We start from the raw sequence: 16,404 nt of genomic DNA on the forward strand, positions 1-16,404 counted from the left end.
CCCGGCCGGGAACCGGTGGAGAGGAGCGAGCGCTCATGACGGAGACCCCCTTCCCCCACGACCAGGAGCCCCCCGAACCCGCCCGGACCCCCGGGACTCCCGAACCCGCCCCGGACACCCCGCGGCCCCCCGCGTACACCCCCGGCAGTGCGCAGCCGCGCCTGAACCGGCCCGTGCGCGAGCGGTATCCGCAGATCCGCCCCACCAGCGGGTACGGCGATCCCCGTATCCGGCACACCGGGCCGGGGCCGGGCGCCGGCACGGAACAGGAACCGGAACGCTCCGCGAGGCTGTCGGCCCGTCTGGCACTGGCGCTCAGCGTCGTCATCGGCCAGCTCTGGGGTCTGACGATCGTGGTGGAGGAGTGGATGTCGGGCGACACCGGCACCGCCTGGTGGGGCGCGGGCTTCCTCGTCCTGTCGTTCCTCGTGGTGCTCGGCCTCTGGCTGGTGGACCCGAAGGACCGTTGAGCGGAGCACCGTGGGCAGCGCCTCGGAGGCGGTGGATCAGAAAGGTCCGGGGCGGTCCGGCGGGCGTACCCTGAAGGTATGAGCACCGCCCCCGCCCACGGCCCGCGAGACGCGAAGCGGTCCGGCCCGCATCCCACCGATGAGAAGAAGCCGGTACTCGTCTTCGACGATCCGTTGGACCAGCAGTCCGCGGACGACACGGACCGTGGGTGGGGCGAGCGGCCTCCGGCCGGCGGCGACAGCGCCTCCGACCTCGCGCGCTTCCTCGACGAGAAGCCGCCGCACCACCTCTGAACCCGGCATGCGATGCCGGTCAGGAGGTGGAGTGTGTCCCCGAGGCGGCGCCGGAGCCCGACCCGTTGGGATTCGGTCCCGCTCCCGTCGTCGTGAGCGGGACGCGCTGGGCGACCAGGTGGTCGCGGATCTCCTTGAGGACCTCCAGCTCGGTGATCTCCATGGTCTCCGCGACGCCCTGCCGCGCCTTGTCGTGCGCTGCGCGCTTCGCGAGGACCTTCGCCATCGGCAGGACCATCAGGAAGTAGACGACCGCGGCGGTGATCAGGAAGCTCAGGACCGCGCTGAGGACCAGACCCCACTGGATCTGGATGCCCTGCATCTCCCCGCCGACCACCCGGCAGGGGTTCTTCAGGCAGGACGCGTAGCTCTCCAGGTCCTTCGTGCCGAAGGCGCCGACAACCGGGTTGATGATGCCCTTGACCACCGAGTTCACGATGTTGGTGAACGCGGCGCCGATCACGACGGCCACTGCCAGGTCGATCACGTTGCCGCGCATGAGGAAGGCCTTGAAGCCTGCCAACAAACTTTCCTTGTTCTCGGCCACCAAGGTGCCTTTCGTCGCTCATGTCGCTGTGTGCGGTGCTTGCCGTGTCATTAGGCCGCGCCCGGCGCGGGGGCGTCCAATCCGTACACACGGGACGGTGACTTGACAGGTTGTCCGTGCGAATCAGCACACCGTCACCGCCAGCCGGGAGGTGACACCCGCACCGGCGAGTTCCGCCGCCGTCGACCGCGGCACGGACAGGACGACGAGCGCACCTCCGTCCGATGAGCTTTCGCCGGGGTCCGGCACCTCGGCCACTCGGGCGCCCCGCGCCACCACCCGGGCCTCACCGTCCGTGCCCAGAGGCGAGTTGGGGGCGGCGATGACGTCGACCCGGTCACCCGGGCGCAACAGCCGTACGGTCGCGGCGTCGGCGATCCGTACCGGAGCGGACACCGGACGCACGGCGACGGGCGGCCGCGCGCGAGCGGCGACCGTGGAGACCGGAGCGCCCTCGCCCCCCGGCTGGGGAGCCGCGGGGGATCCGCTCGTGAAGGCGAGGGCGACGGCCGCGAGCGCGAGCAGCATCACCGGAGCCCACCGCCCCCGCCGCCACGCCCTCCGCAGCCGCCACCGGGCGCCCCGTACCCGAAGGGGCTCGAAGGCGGGCACCGCACACGGCGCAGGAACCAAGGGGCGAGCGGAGAGAACAGAGGGACTGGCGGGGTGAGCGAAGACAACGGAGGAGCCGACGGGGTGAGCGCCGAGGACGGCGGAGTCGGTCGAGGAGCCGGAGAGGCCCACAGCGGAAACAACGGAGCCGAGGGAAGCGGCAGGGGCTTCGGGGGAAGGGAAACGAGTCGTCATCGCGGAGTACCGCCCGTCCTGGTCGGGGTGTGGCGTGCGCTCCCACTGTCCCGGCCTCGCCGTGGCCCCGCTCCGCCCTGGGGACCACCCCCGCCCTGTGGACAACTCCCTCACCCAGCAGGGGGGTTTACGGCAGCTCGATCCCCAGGTTCCAACCGTCGTGCGCGTGGGTGCACAGGCAGTCCCGGTCCACGGTCGCCGGCAGGGCGCCCACAGCGTCGAAGAGCACCTCCCGCAGCCGCCCCACGTTTTCGCCGAACACCCGCAGCACCTCCGTGTGCGAGACGCCCTCGCCCGTCTCCGCGCCCGCGTCCAGGTCGGTCACGAGTGCCAGCGAGGTGTAGCAGAGGCCCAGTTCACGGGCGAGTACGGCCTCGGGGTGCCCGGTCATGCCGACGACGGACCAGCCGGCCGCCGCGTGCCACCGGGACTCGGCCCGGGTGGAGAAGCGGGGCCCCTCGACCACGACCATCGTGCCGCCGTCGACCGGCTCCCAGCCCCGCCCCCGGGCCGCCTTGACCGCGGCCCGCCGCCCGTCCGGGCAGTAGGGGTCGGCGAAGGTCACGTGGACGACACGGGGCACGGCCCCGTCGGCCCGCCGCTCCCCGTCGAAGTAGGTCTGCGCCCGTGCCTTCGTACGGTCGACGAGCTGGTCGGGGACGACGAGCGTCCCCGGCCCGTACTCCTCGCGCAGCCCGCCGACGGCGCAGGGCCCGAGGATCTGCCGCACGCCCACGGAGCGCAGCGCCCAGAGGTTGGCGCGGTAGTTGATGCGGTGGGGCGGGACGCTGTGGCTCCGGCCGTGCCGGGGGAGGAAGGCGACCTGCCGGCCGGCGACCGCGCCGAGGAAGAGGGAATCGCTCGGGCTGCCGTAGGGGGTGTCGACGGATACCTCCGTGACGTCCTCCAGGAAGGAGTAGAAGCCGGATCCGCCGATCACACCGATGTCCGCGTACGCGTCGTGGGTCGCCATGCCGCTCACCCTATGCGGGGTGTCCGAAGACGCCGAGGGCCCCGTCGCACGCGGCGACGGGGCCCTCGGGGAAAGCGATGGTCAGGCGGCCGAGCTTCCGGTGCTCGACGAGGACGCCGAGGAGGAGGAAGCGGACGACGCGGTCGACGACGCGGCCGGCTTCGCGTCCGACGTCGAGGACGACGGAGTCGTGGACTTCGCCGCGGCGGGCGAGCTGCTGGACGACGAGCCGCGGCTGTCGTTCCGGTAGAAACCGGAACCCTTGAAGACGATGCCGACGGCCGAGAACACCTTCTTCAGGCGGCCCTTGCACTGGGGGCACTCGGTCAACGCGTCATCGGTGAACTTCTGCACCGCCTCGAGGCCCTCGCCGCACTCGGTGCACTGGTACTGGTAGGTCGGCACTTGTCTTCCTCCTGGCACTCACACTCATCGAGTGCTAACGACGGTCCATAGTGACGTATTCCGCGGGATCAGTCCACCGCCACCGGCACGCGGTGACCGATACCACGTGCCGCGACCCGGCTCGTCTCGCGCGGCGTGAGCCGCGACCGCAGGGCGAGGAGCGTGCCGAGGGCGAGCGCCGTGCCCGCCATCGGCACCAGGAATCCGGTGCTGGAGCCGTGGACGTCGGCGAGGCGGCCGGCGACCGTGACGGCCGCGGCCTGTCCGAGCGCGACGGCGCCGGTGAGCCAGGTGAACGCCTCGGTACGGGCGGACGCCGGGATCAGGGTCTCGACGATGGTGTAGCCGGTGATCAGGGCGGGCGCGATGCACAGGCCCACGACCAGGCCGAGGGCGCCGAGGAGCAGCACCGAGTGCGCGGTCCACAGCAGGGACGCGGCGACGGTGAGACCGGCGTATCCGAGGATCAGGCGGCGGCGGGGCCCGGTCTTCCAGGCGACGGCGCCCATGGCGATGCCCGCGAGCATGTTGCCGGCGGCGAAGACCCCGTACAGGAGGCCGTTGGCGCCCGGGTTGCCGATCTCCTCGGTGAAGGCGGTGAGGGAGACCTGCATGCCGCCGAAGACGGAGCCGATGCCGAGGAAGGCGACGATCAGGACGCGGACGCCGGGGATCGACAGGGCCGAGCGGCGGGGCTCCGCCGACGCGGCGGCGGCGACGCCGAAGGCGGGCTGGGTGGCGCGCTGGGCGGCGAAGAACAGTCCGCCGAAGAGGGTGAGGGCGGCCTCGGCGATGAGACCGGCGGCCGGGTGGACGCCGGTGCACAGGGCGGTGGCGAGGACGGGTCCGACGACGAACGTGAACTCGTCCGTGACCGACTCGAAGGCCGCGGCCGTCGGCATCAGCGGGGTGCCGTCGAGCTTCGCGGCCCAGCGGGCCCTGACCATCGGGCCGACCTGCGGCACGGAGGCACCGGCGGGCACGGCGGCCAGGAACAGCGCCCAGAGCGGGGCACCGGTCAGCGCGAGCACCACGAGCAGGGAGACGGACGCGGTGTGGATCAGGACACCGGGGATCAGGACGGTGCGCTGGCCGAAGCGGTCGGCGAGCTTGCCGCTCTGCGGTGCGAACAGCGCCATGGAGACGCCGGTGACGGCGGCGACGGCGCCGGCGCTGCCGAAGGAGCCGGTGGTGTGCTGGACGAGCAGGACGATGCCGATGGTCAGCATCGCGAAGGGCTGCCGGGCGGCGAAGCCGGGGAGCAGGAAGGACAGCGCACCGGGTGTGCGCAGCAACTGGCCGTAGCCGGGTCGCTTGTCCGAGATGACCGTGGACGCCACGGTCCTGGCCTTTCTGCCGCCTGGTAGCGCGCCCCTGCACGGTGGTGCGGGTGTCGCCGAGAGCTGTCCTCATGCGCGTCACTGCGGTAGATACCGGGCCGGCCCCACTGCGGAGGGGCGCCACGGCCGCCATACGGTCGCGCCAGCTCTGCGTCAGGCAGAGTTGGTTCGATCAGGTGTGCCTTCATGGTACAGGGAGGAGCGCCTTCTTGCCTGGGAAAACGCTCCTGCCCTCGAATTGATGCCTCGGATCAGCCGGATGGTCACCTTGATGACCGTCCGAATGGCCACCCGGGAGCCGACGTGGGAGCCCACCCGGGACGTCGCTCAGCCGGCGGCTATTTCTCCTGACGGCCGTGGCCGTGCCGATGGAACCGCATCGCCGCCCCCGAGGGCGTGGACGCCGCCGTCGCGCCCCCCGTCCCCAGCCATCCGGCGAGCTTGCCGCCCTGGCCGACCGCGCGCAGGCGCCGTTCGGTGGCGTCCCGTACCGGGTCGGTGGCGACGACGAGGAGTTCGTCGCCGCGCCGCAGGACGGTCGCGGGCCCCGGTACGAAGCTCTTGTCCTCCCGTACGACGAGGGTGACGGCCGCTCCGGCCGGGAGGCGCAGCTCGGCGACCTCGACACCGTGCATCCGGGAGCCCGTGGGGATGGCGACGGAGAGCAGATGGCCGCGCAGCCGCTCCAGGGGGGCGGACTCGACGCCGAGGTCGGAGGCCCCCGAGGAGTCGCCGAGCTTCAACGCCTTCGCGAGCCACGGCAGGGTCGGGCCCTGGACGAGGGTGTAGACGACGACGAGCACGAAGACGATGTTGAAGATCCGCTCGCTGCCCTCGATCTCCGTCACCATCGGGATGGTGGCGAGGATGATGGGCACGGCTCCGCGCAGGCCGGCCCAGGACATGAGGGCCTGTTCCTGCCAGGGGATGCGGAAGGGCAGCAGGCTGACCAGGACCTCCATGGGCCGTGCGACCACGGTCAGGACCAGGCCGATGACGACGGCGGGCCAGAAGTCGTGGATCAGCTCGTGCGGGGTGACGAGCAGGCCGAGCAGGACGAACATGCCGATCTGGGCGATCCAGCCGAGGCCCTCGGCGAAGCCGCGGTTCGCGGGCGCGTGGGGCAGCTTGGCGTTGCCGAGGACCATCGAGGCGAGGTAGACGGCGAGGAAGCCGGAGCCGTGGGCCATGGCGCCGGCGGCGTACGCGACGACGGCGATGGCCATGACGGCGATCGGGTAGAGGCCGGAGGCGGGCAGGGCGATGTGCCGCAGCCCGTAGGCGCCGAGGAAGCCGACGGCGAGGCCGACGGCGACACCGATGGCGAGTTCGAGGGCGATCGTGCCGACGAGGACGTACCAGTGGTCGACGGGGCCCGCGGTGGAGAAGGCGATGACGAGGATGACGACGGGGGCGTCGTTGAAGCCGGACTCGGCCTCCAGGACGCCGGTGACCCGGGCGGGCAGGGGCACCTTGCGGAGCACGGAGAAGACCGCGGCGGCGTCGGTGGAGGAGACGACGGCGCCGATGATCAGGGCCTGTCGCCATTCGAGGCCGACGAGGTAGTGGGCGGCGGCGGCCGTGATGCCGACGCTCACCGCGACGCCGACGGTGGAGAGGACGACCGCGGCGGGGAGCGCCGGCTTGATCTCCTTCCACTTCGTGCCGAGGCCACCCTCGGCGAGGATCACGACGAGGGCGGCGTAGCCGATGACCTGGGTCAGTTCGGCGTTGTCGAAGGCGACGTTGCCGATGCCGTCCTGGCCGATGGCGATGCCGATGCCCAGGTAGAGCAGCAGGCTGGGGAGGCCGCTGCGGGAGGAGATCCGGACGGCCGCGACCGCGATCAGCAGCACGAGGGAGCTGATGAGCAGGAGTGCGTTGAGCTCGTGGACAGTCAGTGGCCGTTCCTTCCCCTTGCATGCAGCTGGATCGTTCCTCCAGCGGCCGACACTTCGTTACCTTACCTAATCTTTAACGTTTTCTTGACGCCGTCTTTGCGTTCGCTCGCTCGTCAGTACGGTTCTCTTCCTGACACCGCGTCCGGGCCGTCCGGACGCTGCACCTAAGGTTGCACCCGTACTCCAGGACCACCCTGCCCCTCGAAGGACAGCGATGCCCTCCAACACGACCGCGCCTCCCGCCAAGAAGAAAGGGCGGCGCGCCCGCCTGATCCTCCTCGTCCTGGTCCTCGCCCTGGTCGCGGGCGTCGGATTCGGCGGGTACTGGGGTGTGAGCTCCGTCCGGGCCTCGTTCCCGCAGACCACGGGCGAAATCCGGCTCGACCGACTCTCGGGCCAGGTCGAGGTCAAGCGCGACGCGAACGGCGTCCCGCAGATCTACGCGGACACCGAGGCGGACCTCTTCCGCGCCCAGGGCTACGTCCAGGCGCAGGACCGCTTCTACGAGATGGACGTCCGGCGGCACGTGACCGCGGGCCGGCTCTCCGAGATGTTCGGCGAGAGCCAGGTCGAGACCGACTCCTTCCTGCGCACGCTCGGATGGCGCCGGGTCGCGCAGGAGGAGTACGACAAGGTCCTGTCGGCCGAGACGAAGAAGTACCTCCAGGCGTACGCGGAGGGCGTCAACGCCTATCTGAAGGACAGGGCCCCCGCCGACGTCTCCGTCGAGTACACGGCCCTGGCCCTCACCAACGACTACGCGATCGAGCCGTGGACGCCGGTCGACTCGGTGGCCTGGCTCAAGGCGATGGCCTGGGACCTGCGCGGCAACATGCAGGACGAGATCGACCGCTCGCTGATGACGAGCCGGCTGAGCGCGGACCAGATCAGGCAGCTGTACCCGGAGTACCCGTACGCGCTCCACCAGCCGATCGTCTCGCAGGGCGCCGTCGACGAGGACGGCGGGAAGTTCGACCCGGAGGCCGAGGCGACCGAGGGCGACGGGGCGACCACCGGCGAGACGCCGGGGAACGGGCCGGGCGGCTCGGGGTCCGGCGACTCCTCGGACTCCTCCGGTGCGCAGTCCCAGCTCGGCGCCCTCTCCGAGGTCCTCGACGGCGTCCCCGCCCTGCTCGGCCCCAACGGCAACGGCATCGGCTCCAACTCCTGGGTCGTCTCCGGGCAGTACACGACCTCCGGCAAGCCGCTGCTCGCCAACGACCCGCACCTCGCGCCCCAGCTGCCGTCCCTCTGGTACCAGATGGGTCTGCACTGCCGTTCGGTGTCGGCGACCTGCCGCTACGACGTCTCGGGCTACACCTTCTCCGGCATGCCCGGTGTGATCATCGGACACAACGACAAGATCGCCTGGGGCTTCACCAACCTCGGCGCCGACGTCACCGACCTCTACCTGGAGAGGATCGGCCCCGACGGCTACCTCGTCGACGGCAAGGTCAAGCCCTTCACGGTCCGCGACGAGATCATCAAGGTCGCCGGAGGCAAGGACCGGAAGATCACCGTCCGCTCCACCGGGCGCGGCCCGCTCGTCTCCGACCGCTCCACCGAACTGGAGAAGGTCGGCCAGAAGGCCCCCGTCGGCAACGCCGCCCCCGACCGCGGCACCGGCTACGGCGTCTCCCTCCAGTGGACCGCCCTCCAGCCCGGCAGGTCGATGGACGCCGTCTTCGCCCTCGACCGCGCCAAGGACTTCACCACCTTCCGGGCCGCCGCGAAGAACTTCGAGGTGCCCTCCCAGAACCTGGTCTACGCCGACACCGAGGGCAACATCGGCTACCAGTCCCCGGGCAAGATCCCGCAGCGCTCCAAGGGCGACGGCACCCTGCCCGCACCCGGCTGGGACTCCACGTACAAGTGGAAGGGCTACATCCCCTACGAGCAGCTGCCCTACGAGTACAACCCGAAGCGCGGCTACATCGTCACCGCCAACCAGGCCGTGATCGACTCCACGACCTACCCCGACCTGCTCACCAAGGACTGGGGCTACGGCTCGCGCAGCCAGCGGATCAACGACCTCATCGAGTCGAAGATCAAGGACGGCGGAAAGATCTCGTCGGACGACATGCGGACCATGCAGACGGACAACCGCAGCGAGATCGCGACCCTGCTGAACCCGCTCCTGCTGAAGATCGACATCTCCGACCCGTACGTCCGCGAGGCGCAGAAGCTCCTGGAGGGCTGGGACTACACCCAGGAACCCGACTCGGCCGCCGCCGCCTACTTCAACGCGGTCTGGCGCAACGTCCTCAAGCTCGCCTTCGGCAACAAGCTGCCCAAGGAGCTGCGCGTCGAGGGCGACTGCATCAACGTGCGCCCGGCCGACGCCACCGGCCCGGTCGACGAGCAGAACAAGCTCGTACGGGAATGCGGCCAGCGCGACCCCGACACGGCGCAGCCGGACGGCGGCGACCGCTGGTACGAGGTGGTCCGCCCGCTCCTCAAGCAGGAGAAGAGCGAGTGGTGGACCACCCCCGGCAACCGCCTCGACTCGGCCACCGAGACCCGTGACCAGCTGCTCGCCCGCGCCATGAAGGACGCGCGCTGGGAGCTGACGGCCAAGCTCGGCAAGGACGTCTCCACCTGGAGCTGGGGCCGGCTCCACCAGCTGACCCTCAAGAACCAGACCCTCGGCATCGCCGGCCCCGGCGTCGTGCAGCAGCTCCTCAACCGCGGCCCGTGGAACCTGGGCGGCGGTGAGGCGGCCGTCGACGCCACCGGCTGGAACGCGGCCGGCGGCTACGAGGTGATCTGGGTGCCGTCGATGCGGATGGTGGTCAACGTCGGCGACTGGGACAAGTCCCGGTGGATCAACCTGACCGGCGCGTCGGGCCACGCCTTCCACTCGCACTACACCGACCAGACCGACGCCTGGGCCAGGGGTGAGCTCTACGACTGGGCCTACGGCAAGGCGGCGGTCGACGCGGCGACGAAGGACACGCTGGTCCTCAGGCCGTAGGACCTGTCGGGAAACGGGTGACCCCCTGCGGGGTCACCACCGCGTGCACGGGGTGGTCGTGCGGTTCCTCCGGGACCCGGGCGACCACCTCGTCCGCGTAGAGGAGCACCACCAGGGCGGGATCGGCACCCGCGCGCGTGAGCCGGGCGAGCACCCGGTCGTACGAGCCGCCGCCCCGCCCGAGCCGCATCCCGCGCCCGTCGACCGCGAGGCCCGGCAGCAGGACGGCGTCGGCGGCGCACACGGCGTCGGGGCCGAGCCGGGGCCCGACGGGTTCGAGAAGTCCACGCCCGGCCTTCGCGAGCCCCTCGGGACCCTCGTACGCGGCCCAGTCCAGGTCGTTGTCGGGGAGCAGGACGGGGAGCAGGACCCGCACCCCGCGCGCGTGGAGCGCGTCGAGCAACGCGCGCGTGCCCGGCTCGCGGCCCACCGACACATAGGCGGCGACGGTGGACGCCTCGGCGAGTTCGGCGAGTTCCACCCCGTGGCGGGCGAGCGATTCGGCCGTACGAGTCAGGGATTCGGCGTCCAGCGTGGCGCGGGCAGCCAGAAGTCGACTGCGCAGCAGGGTCTTTTCGGACATCTCGGATGGCATGACGGCCTCGTGTGCATTCACAAAACTCTGGTAACTGTCTTTATGTGGAGGAAGTTAACTCAACCCACATCTTCCTCTCATTCCGAACGACTAAGGTGCACCGCATGAATCAGTCGCTCCCCAGGCTCGGCCGGATCAGCAAGGCTGTCATCCCGGCCGCCGGTCTCGGTACCCGCTTCCTCCCGGCCACCAAGGCGACGCCGAAGGAGATGCTGCCGGTCGTCGACAAGCCGGCCATCCAGTACGTCGTGGAGGAGGCCGTCGCGGCGGGCCTTTCGGACGTGCTGATGATCACCGGGCGCAACAAGCGTCCCCTGGAGGACCACTTCGACCGGAACTACGAGCTGGAGGAGGCCCTGAGCCGGAAGGGCGACGCCGAACGCCTCTCCAAGGTCCAGGAGTCCAGCGACCTGGCCACCATGCACTACGTGCGCCAGGGCGCCCCGCGCGGCCTCGGCCACGCCGTGCTCTGCGCCGCCCCGCACGTCGGGGACCAGCCCTTCGCGGTCCTCCTCGGCGACGACCTGATCGACCCGCGCGACCCGCTGCTCGCGCGGATGGTGGACGTCCAGGAGCGGGAGGGCGGCAGCGTGATCGCGCTCATGGAGGTCGAGCCCTCGCAGATCCATCTGTACGGCTGCGCCGCGGTCGAGGCGACCGTCGACTCGGACGTCGTCAAGGTGACGGGACTGGTCGAGAAGCCGGAGGCGGGCGAGGCGCCCAGCAACTACGCGATCATCGGCCGCTACGTGCTGGATCCGGCCGTCTTCGGGATGCTGCGGGAGACCGAGCCGGGGCGCGGCGGGGAGATCCAGCTGACCGACGCCCTGCAGAAACTGGCCTCGGACGAGAAGATCGGCGGCCCGGTGCACGGTGTCGTGTTCAAGGGGCGCCGCTATGACACCGGTGACCGCGGTGACTATCTGCGTGCCATTGTCAGACTCGCGTGCGAACGTGAAGATCTGGGACCGGACTTCCGGGCCTGGCTCCGGAGATATGTCAGCGAGGAGATGTAGAGCCTTGAGCAGCAGCACGGCACCGTCGCCGCCCCACGACGACCACGACCACGACCCCGGGTCGGGGTCCGGCGACCCCTGCGCGGGCCCCGCCCGCGGTCTGTGGTCGGTGGACGAGCACCTGGCCGACATCCTCGCGGCGGTCGGCCCGCTCGAACCCATCGAGCTGCAACTCCTCGACGCGCAGGGCTGCGTCCTCGTCGAGGACGTGACGGTGCCGGTCGCGCTGCCCCCCTTCGACAACAGCTCCATGGACGGGTACGCGGTCCGGGTCGCGGACATCGCCGGCGCCACCGAGGAGTACCCCGCCGTCCTCACCGTCGTCGGCGACGTCGCGGCGGGCGCGGACGGCCTGCCCGAGATCGGCCCCGGCCAGGCCGCCCGCATCATGACCGGCGCCCCGCTGCCGCCCGGCGCCGAGGCCGTCGTCCCCGTCGAATGGACCGACGGCGGCACGGGCGGGGGCGCGGCCACCGGCATGACCGCCGCGAGCGCCGCCCCCGAGGGCGCGGCCGGCGAGGTCCGGGTGCACCGCGCAGCGGAGGCCCGCGCCCATGTCCGCGCCCGTGGCAGCGACGTACGGGCGGGGGAGCTGGCCCTGGCGGCGGGCACGGTCCTCGGGCCGCCCCAGATCGGCCTGCTCGCCGCGATCGGCCGGGGCACCGTGAAGGTCCGTCCCCGCCCCCGGGTGGTCGTCATGTCCACCGGCAGTGAGTTGGTCCAGCCCGGCGAGCCGCTGGGCGAGGGCCAGATCCACGACTCCAACAGCTTCGCGCTCGCCGCCGCCGCCCGGGACGCGGGCGCCCTCGCCTATCGGGTCGGCGCCGTCGCGGACGACGCGGAGTCGCTGCGCGCCACCATCGAGGACCAGCTGATCCGGGCCGATCTGATCGTGACCACGGGCGGGGTGAGCGTCGGCGCGTACGACGTGGTGAAGGAGGCGCTGACCGCCGACGGGCAGGTCGACTTCCGCAAGCTGGCCATGCAACCGGGCAAGCCGCAGGGCTTCGGAGCGATCGGCGCCGAGCAGATCCCGCTCCTCGCCCTGCCGGGCAACCCGGTCTCGTCGTACGTCTCCTTCGAGCTGTTCGTACGCCCCGCGATCCGCGCCCTGATGGGCGTCGAGGACCTGCACCGGCCCCGCGCGCGGGCGGAGCTCGTCGCCGACAAGGCCCTCTCGTCACCCGCCGGGCGGCGGCAGTTCCTCCGGGGGACGTACGACCCGGAGGCGGGCACGGTGACCCCGGTGGGCGGCGCGGGCTCCCATCTGATCGCGGCCCTCGCGCACGCGGACTGCCTGCTCGTGGTCCCGGAGGACACGGAGACCGTGGAGCCGGGCACCGAGCTGGAAGTGGTCCTCCTCGGCTGAGGGGGCGAGGGTGGGGGTACGGTGTCGTCCCACACAGCGACCGGGAGTGTCACGGCCATGAGCACGCAGCAAGGTCTCACCCACATCGACGAGGCGGGCGCGGCCCGCATGGTCGACGTATCGGCGAAGGACGTCACGGCCCGCACCGCGCGCGCCAGCGGGCGGGTGCTCGTCTCGCCGCGCGTGATCGAGCTGCTGCGCGGCGAGGGCGTCCCGAAGGGCGACGCCCTGGCGACCGCCCGCATCGCCGGGATCATGGGCGCCAAGAAGACCCCGGACCTCATCCCGCTCTGCCACCCCCTCGCCGTCTCGGGCGTGACCCTGGACCTCGCGGTCACGGACGACGCGGTCGAGATCCTGGCGACGGTGCGGACCACGGACCGGACGGGCGTCGAGATGGAGGCCCTGACGGCGGTCTCGGTGGCCGCGCTGACGGTGGTCGACATGATCAAGGCGGTCGACAAGGGCGCGGTCATCTCCGACGTACGGGTGGAGGAGAAGACGGGCGGCAAGTCGGGCCACTGGACGAGGGCCGAGGCGTGACGCGCGCGGGCCGGGTGGCGGGGACGCACGAGCACGAGGAGCCGACGGGGCCGGCCGAGGTCCCGGTGGCGGCCTACCGCGCCCTGGTCGTCACCGCCTCGAACCGGGCGTCGGCCGGAGTGTACGAGGACAAGGGCGGTCCGCTGATCGCCGAGGGCCTGACCGGGATGCGGTTCGCCGTGGACGGCCCGCAGGTCGTGCCGGACGGGCCGCCCGTCGAGGCGGCGCTGCGTGCCGGGGTCGCCGCGGGGTACGACGTCATCGTCACCACGGGCGGGACGGGCATCTCGCCCACCGACGAGACCCCCGAGGTGACCCGCCGGGTCCTGGAGCGGGAGATCCCGGGCATTCCGGAGGCGATCCGCGCGTACGGCCGGGAGAAGGTGCCGACGGCGGCGCTGTCGCGGGGCCTGGCGGGCGTCGCGGGAGGCACCCTGATCGTGAACCTGCCGGGTTCGACCGGTGGGGTACGGGACGGGCTCGCCGTCCTGGAGCCGATCCTCCGGCACGCCGTCGACCAGATCCGTGGCGGCGACCACCCGAGACCGTCGTGATCCCGTCCTGGCCGGTGGTCCTCGTGGACGGGGAGGTGGTGCTCCGCCCGATAAGGATGCGCGACCACGCGGCCTGGCGGGAGGTGAACCGGCGCAACCGCGAGTGGCTGCGGCCCTGGGAGGCGACGGTTCCGCCGCCGCCACCCGGCGCCCCGGTCCCGCAGCGGCCGACGTACCGTCAGATGGTCCGCCACCTCAGGTCGGAGGCGAACGCGGGCCGGATGCTGCCGTTCGTCATCGAGTACCGGGGGCGGCTCGTCGGTCAGTTGACGGTCGCGGGGATCACCTGGGGTTCGATGTGCTCGGGGCACGTGGGGTACTGGGTGGACAGCGAGGTGGCCGGGCGCGGGGTGATGCCGACGGCGGTCGCGCTCGCCGTCGACCACTGTTTCCGCGCGGTCGGGCTGCACCGCATGGAGGTGTGCATCCGCCCGGAGAACGGGCCTTCGCGCCGGGTCGTGGAGAAACTGGGATTCCGTGAGGAGGGGCTGCGGCCCCGCTATCTCCACATCGACGGCGCGTGGCGGGATCATCTGGTCTTCGCGCTGACGGTGGAGGAGGTGCCGGAGGGGCTGATCCGCCGCTGGCATCGGGCAAGAATAAAATAAGTGTTCGAATTCAATCAGTAGTTGACGCGCAATCGATCTGAACAATCACAAAAAACTTCAGTGATATCAGCCAGATCGTGCGACACACCGGCCCAATTGGCCGATGCCGTCACGCGAACCCCTCTACCGTGTGAAGCGTGAGCAGCAGCGGCCTCATCTACGCAGTCATCGTCGGGGCCTGGGCCGCCTACTTGGTGCCGATGTGGCTCCGCAGGCAGGACGAGCTGAACGAAGCCCGTCCGACGGAACGCTTCAGCACCGCCATCCGGCTGCTTTCCGGACGGGCGGGCATGGAGCGCCGGTATGCCAAGGAGCTCAGGGAGCGGGACCGTACGGCGGAGGGCCCGACGCCCGACGTGGACCCGGACGTCGAGACCGAGCATCTGAGCTCGGTCGACGTCCGGGCCTTCTCCGCGCCCGCGGCCAGGACCGAAGCGCGCCTGGAACTCCCGGAACGGGAACCGGAACCGGCGCCTGCCCGCCCCGCCACCGGAGCCGCCGCCGAACGCGCTCGCCGGGGCAAGGTCCTCGCGCGCCGCCGCCGCACCACGACGCTCCTCTTCGCGGCCTTCACTCTCGGCGCGGTCGTCGCCGCCGTCGGCGGAATCGCCTTCCTGTGGGCGCCCGCCGTCCCCGCTCTGCTCCTCAGCGCGTACATCGTGCACCTGCGGGCCCAGGAACGCCGCCGCTTCGTGTACGTGATGGACCGGCGGCGCGCCGAAGCGGCGGCGGCCCGGCTGCGCGAGAGCAGGCGCCCGGCCCCCACGCCCGAACCGGCACCCGGCGCCTCCGAGGCCCCCTCCCCGCAGGAGGCGGACCGGCGCGCCCTGGTCGAGCAGACCGACCACGCGGAGTGGGTCGACCAGCAGCGCGACCGCGGCCCGGCCCGCGGTGACAGCTGGGACCCGGTTCCGGTCCCGCTCCCCACGTACGTCACCGCCCCGGTCGCCCCGCGCGCCACGAGCGGCATCGACATCACGGACCCGGAGACCTGGAGCGCGGCCCGATCCTCCACGGCGGCCGACCCGACCCCCACCCCGCCCCCGGCTCCCCGCCAGCGCCCCACGGCCCCCCGCCGCTCCCGCGACCACGGCCGCACCCCGCTCTTCGACCAGTACGCGGACGACGACCGCCCCCGAGCGGCGAACGAGTGACCGGCCGGGGGCCCGACGGCCCCCGGCTGACCTGCGGCGAAAGCGATTTTTGTTCTCGTCGATCGGGATGCTAATGTTTCACACGTCGCAAGGGCCTGTGGCGCAGTCTGGTAGCGCACCTCGTTCGCATCGAGGGGGTCTGGGGTTCAAATCCCCACAGGTCCACAGACACCGGGAATCCCGTCCGATCGCAAGATCGGGCGGGATTCTCGCTTTCCCGTCAGACCAGCGGCTTCGCGTAGCAGCGGCTGCTGGGGTAGTCGCGGTAGTGGCCGAACTTGGCGCAGGGCTCGTAGCCGCTGGATGTGTAGAGGGCTATCGCCTCCGGCTGGGCCGTGCCCGTCTCGAGGACCATGCGGGTGCGGCCGGCCGCGCGGGCGTCGGATTCCAGGGCGGCCAGGATGCGGCGGGCGAGGCCGAGGCCGCGGGCTTCGGGGATCACGTACATGCGCTTGAGTTCGGCGTCGCCGTCCTCGTAGCCCTCGTCGTTCTTGTCCTGGGTGCGCCAGCCGCCGGTGGCGACGGGATGGCCCTCGGGGGCGTACGCGAGGAGGTAGAGGCCGCGCGGAGGGTCGAACATCCCGGCGTCCAGCGGTGTGACATCGCCCTCGTCGTCGTAGCGGACGGCGTACTCCGCCTGGACCGCGTCGTTGAGTTTGACCGCGTCCGGGTGGTCATAGGGCATGGGCTGGATCTTCATGCAGAGTATCGTACATGTATGCGGTGCGCGGGTGTCGGTATTCTCCCCGGATGCTCACTGTGACCTCCGTCAATGTGTGCAAAGCATCCCGCCCCTGAACTGCGGAGATCCTACGGCCCCGCCTCGACATGCAGAGAGCGGGGCCGTACGGCGT

General features: G+C 71.5%; 17 protein-coding genes and 1 tRNA gene. 10 read left to right on the top strand and 8 right to left on the bottom strand.

Annotation, left to right across the window (positions count from 1 at the left end; genetic code table 11):
* Positions 1-35: 35 nt before the first annotated feature.
* Complete coding sequence (locus ABZ567_RS25570; protein WP_360793815.1) at positions 36-470, top strand: hypothetical protein; 435 nt, start codon at positions 36-38, stop codon at positions 468-470.
* 78 nt (positions 471-548) lie between these two features.
* Positions 549-764, top strand: a complete 216-nt coding sequence (locus ABZ567_RS25575) for a hypothetical protein (RefSeq protein ID WP_360793817.1) — start codon at positions 549-551, stop codon at positions 762-764.
* A 19-nt stretch (positions 765-783) separates the two neighbouring features.
* Here the strand turns inward: ABZ567_RS25575 and mscL are convergent, their stop codons facing one another.
* The 6 genes from mscL to ABZ567_RS25605 all read right to left on the bottom strand — a co-directional run bounded on the left by mscL (position 784) and on the right by ABZ567_RS25605 (position 6,737).
* On the bottom strand, positions 784-1,311 hold the full coding sequence (gene mscL / locus ABZ567_RS25580; protein WP_360793819.1) for a large conductance mechanosensitive channel protein MscL: 528 nt from the start codon (positions 1,309-1,311) through the stop codon (positions 784-786).
* A gap of 123 nt (positions 1,312-1,434) precedes the next feature.
* Entirely contained in the window at positions 1,435-1,839 is a 405-nt protein-coding gene (locus ABZ567_RS25585) for a hypothetical protein (protein ID WP_360793821.1), read from the bottom strand.
* Positions 1,840-2,245: 406 nt separating this feature from the next.
* Complete coding sequence (locus ABZ567_RS25590) at positions 2,246-3,091, bottom strand: S-methyl-5'-thioadenosine phosphorylase (protein WP_360793823.1); 846 nt, start codon at positions 3,089-3,091, stop codon at positions 2,246-2,248.
* Positions 3,092-3,172: 81 nt separating this feature from the next.
* A complete protein-coding gene (locus tag ABZ567_RS25595; RefSeq protein ID WP_360793825.1) occupies positions 3,173-3,496 on the bottom strand; it encodes an FmdB family zinc ribbon protein in 324 nt (107 codons plus the stop codon).
* Between the two features lie 68 nt (positions 3,497-3,564).
* Positions 3,565-4,836, bottom strand: a complete 1,272-nt coding sequence (locus ABZ567_RS25600) for an MFS transporter (protein WP_360793827.1) — start codon at positions 4,834-4,836, stop codon at positions 3,565-3,567.
* Between the two features lie 338 nt (positions 4,837-5,174).
* Positions 5,175-6,737 carry a potassium/proton antiporter gene (locus ABZ567_RS25605; RefSeq protein ID WP_360793857.1) on the bottom strand — a complete coding sequence of 521 codons (1,563 nt, stop codon included), beginning with the start codon at positions 6,735-6,737 and terminating at the stop codon, positions 5,175-5,177.
* A gap of 214 nt (positions 6,738-6,951) precedes the next feature.
* On the opposite strand from ABZ567_RS25605, the gene ABZ567_RS25610 reads away from it, so the two are divergent.
* Entirely contained in the window at positions 6,952-9,711 is a 2,760-nt protein-coding gene (locus ABZ567_RS25610; RefSeq protein ID WP_360793829.1) for a penicillin acylase family protein, read from the top strand.
* Here the strand turns inward: ABZ567_RS25610 and ABZ567_RS25615 are convergent.
* Positions 9,701-10,306 (bottom strand): 5-formyltetrahydrofolate cyclo-ligase, encoded by a 606-nt coding sequence (locus tag ABZ567_RS25615; RefSeq protein WP_360793831.1) that lies wholly within the window; start codon positions 10,304-10,306, stop codon positions 9,701-9,703. The genes ABZ567_RS25610 and ABZ567_RS25615 overlap by 11 nt on opposite strands.
* 104 nt (positions 10,307-10,410) lie before the next feature.
* Between ABZ567_RS25615 and galU the strand changes: the two genes are divergently transcribed.
* The 7 genes from galU to ABZ567_RS25650 all read left to right on the top strand — a co-directional run bounded on the left by galU (position 10,411) and on the right by ABZ567_RS25650 (position 15,715).
* Positions 10,411-11,322, top strand: a complete 912-nt coding sequence (galU, locus tag ABZ567_RS25620; protein WP_360793833.1) for a UTP--glucose-1-phosphate uridylyltransferase GalU — start codon at positions 10,411-10,413, stop codon at positions 11,320-11,322.
* A 4-nt stretch (positions 11,323-11,326) separates the two neighbouring features.
* Positions 11,327-12,691: a gephyrin-like molybdotransferase Glp gene (gene glp, locus ABZ567_RS25625; protein WP_360793835.1), complete on the top strand. Its 1,365-nt coding sequence runs from the start codon at positions 11,327-11,329 to the stop codon at positions 12,689-12,691.
* Between the two features lie 57 nt (positions 12,692-12,748).
* On the top strand, positions 12,749-13,234 hold the full coding sequence (gene moaC / locus ABZ567_RS25630; RefSeq protein ID WP_360793837.1) for a cyclic pyranopterin monophosphate synthase MoaC: 486 nt from the start codon (positions 12,749-12,751) through the stop codon (positions 13,232-13,234).
* A gap of 14 nt (positions 13,235-13,248) precedes the next feature.
* Positions 13,249-13,788, top strand: a complete 540-nt coding sequence (locus ABZ567_RS25635; RefSeq protein ID WP_360793859.1) for a MogA/MoaB family molybdenum cofactor biosynthesis protein — start codon at positions 13,249-13,251, stop codon at positions 13,786-13,788.
* On the top strand, positions 13,785-14,396 hold the full coding sequence (locus ABZ567_RS25640) for a GNAT family protein (RefSeq protein WP_360793839.1): 612 nt from the start codon (positions 13,785-13,787) through the stop codon (positions 14,394-14,396). The genes ABZ567_RS25635 and ABZ567_RS25640 overlap by 4 nt, the downstream gene beginning before the upstream one ends.
* A 137-nt stretch (positions 14,397-14,533) precedes the next feature.
* Positions 14,534-15,550, top strand: coding sequence for a gephyrin-like molybdotransferase receptor GlpR (gene glpR, locus ABZ567_RS25645; protein WP_360793841.1), 1,017 nt, complete (start codon positions 14,534-14,536; stop codon positions 15,548-15,550).
* A 91-nt stretch (positions 15,551-15,641) separates the two neighbouring features.
* A tRNA-Ala gene (locus tag ABZ567_RS25650) sits at positions 15,642-15,715 on the top strand.
* A gap of 55 nt (positions 15,716-15,770) precedes the next feature.
* Here ABZ567_RS25650 and ABZ567_RS25655 read toward each other — a convergent pair.
* Positions 15,771-16,250 carry a GNAT family N-acetyltransferase gene (locus ABZ567_RS25655; RefSeq protein ID WP_360793843.1) on the bottom strand — a complete coding sequence of 160 codons (480 nt, stop codon included), beginning with the start codon at positions 16,248-16,250 and terminating at the stop codon, positions 15,771-15,773.
* Positions 16,251-16,404 lie beyond the last annotated feature (154 nt).

The organism is Streptomyces sp. NPDC016459 (assembly GCF_040632845.1).
Taxonomy (GTDB): domain Bacteria; phylum Actinomycetota; class Actinomycetes; order Streptomycetales; family Streptomycetaceae; genus Streptomyces.

Coding starts and splice junctions, on each gene's coding strand:
- ABZ567_RS25570 (WP_360793815.1), top strand. CDS start 36: ATGACGGAGACCCCCTTCCCCCACGACCAGGAGCCCCCCGAACCCGCC.
- ABZ567_RS25575 (WP_360793817.1), top strand. CDS start 549: ATGAGCACCGCCCCCGCCCACGGCCCGCGAGACGCGAAGCGGTCCGGC.
- ABZ567_RS25585 (WP_360793821.1), bottom strand. CDS start 1,839: ATGCTGCTCGCGCTCGCGGCCGTCGCCCTCGCCTTCACGAGCGGATCC.
- ABZ567_RS25590 (WP_360793823.1), bottom strand. CDS start 3,091: ATGGCGACCCACGACGCGTACGCGGACATCGGTGTGATCGGCGGATCC.
- ABZ567_RS25610 (WP_360793829.1), top strand. CDS start 6,952: ATGCCCTCCAACACGACCGCGCCTCCCGCCAAGAAGAAAGGGCGGCGC.
- ABZ567_RS25615 (WP_360793831.1), bottom strand. CDS start 10,306: ATGCCATCCGAGATGTCCGAAAAGACCCTGCTGCGCAGTCGACTTCTG.
- galU (WP_360793833.1), top strand. CDS start 10,411: ATGAATCAGTCGCTCCCCAGGCTCGGCCGGATCAGCAAGGCTGTCATC.
- moaC (WP_360793837.1), top strand. CDS start 12,749: ATGAGCACGCAGCAAGGTCTCACCCACATCGACGAGGCGGGCGCGGCC.
- ABZ567_RS25655 (WP_360793843.1), bottom strand. CDS start 16,250: ATGAAGATCCAGCCCATGCCCTATGACCACCCGGACGCGGTCAAACTC.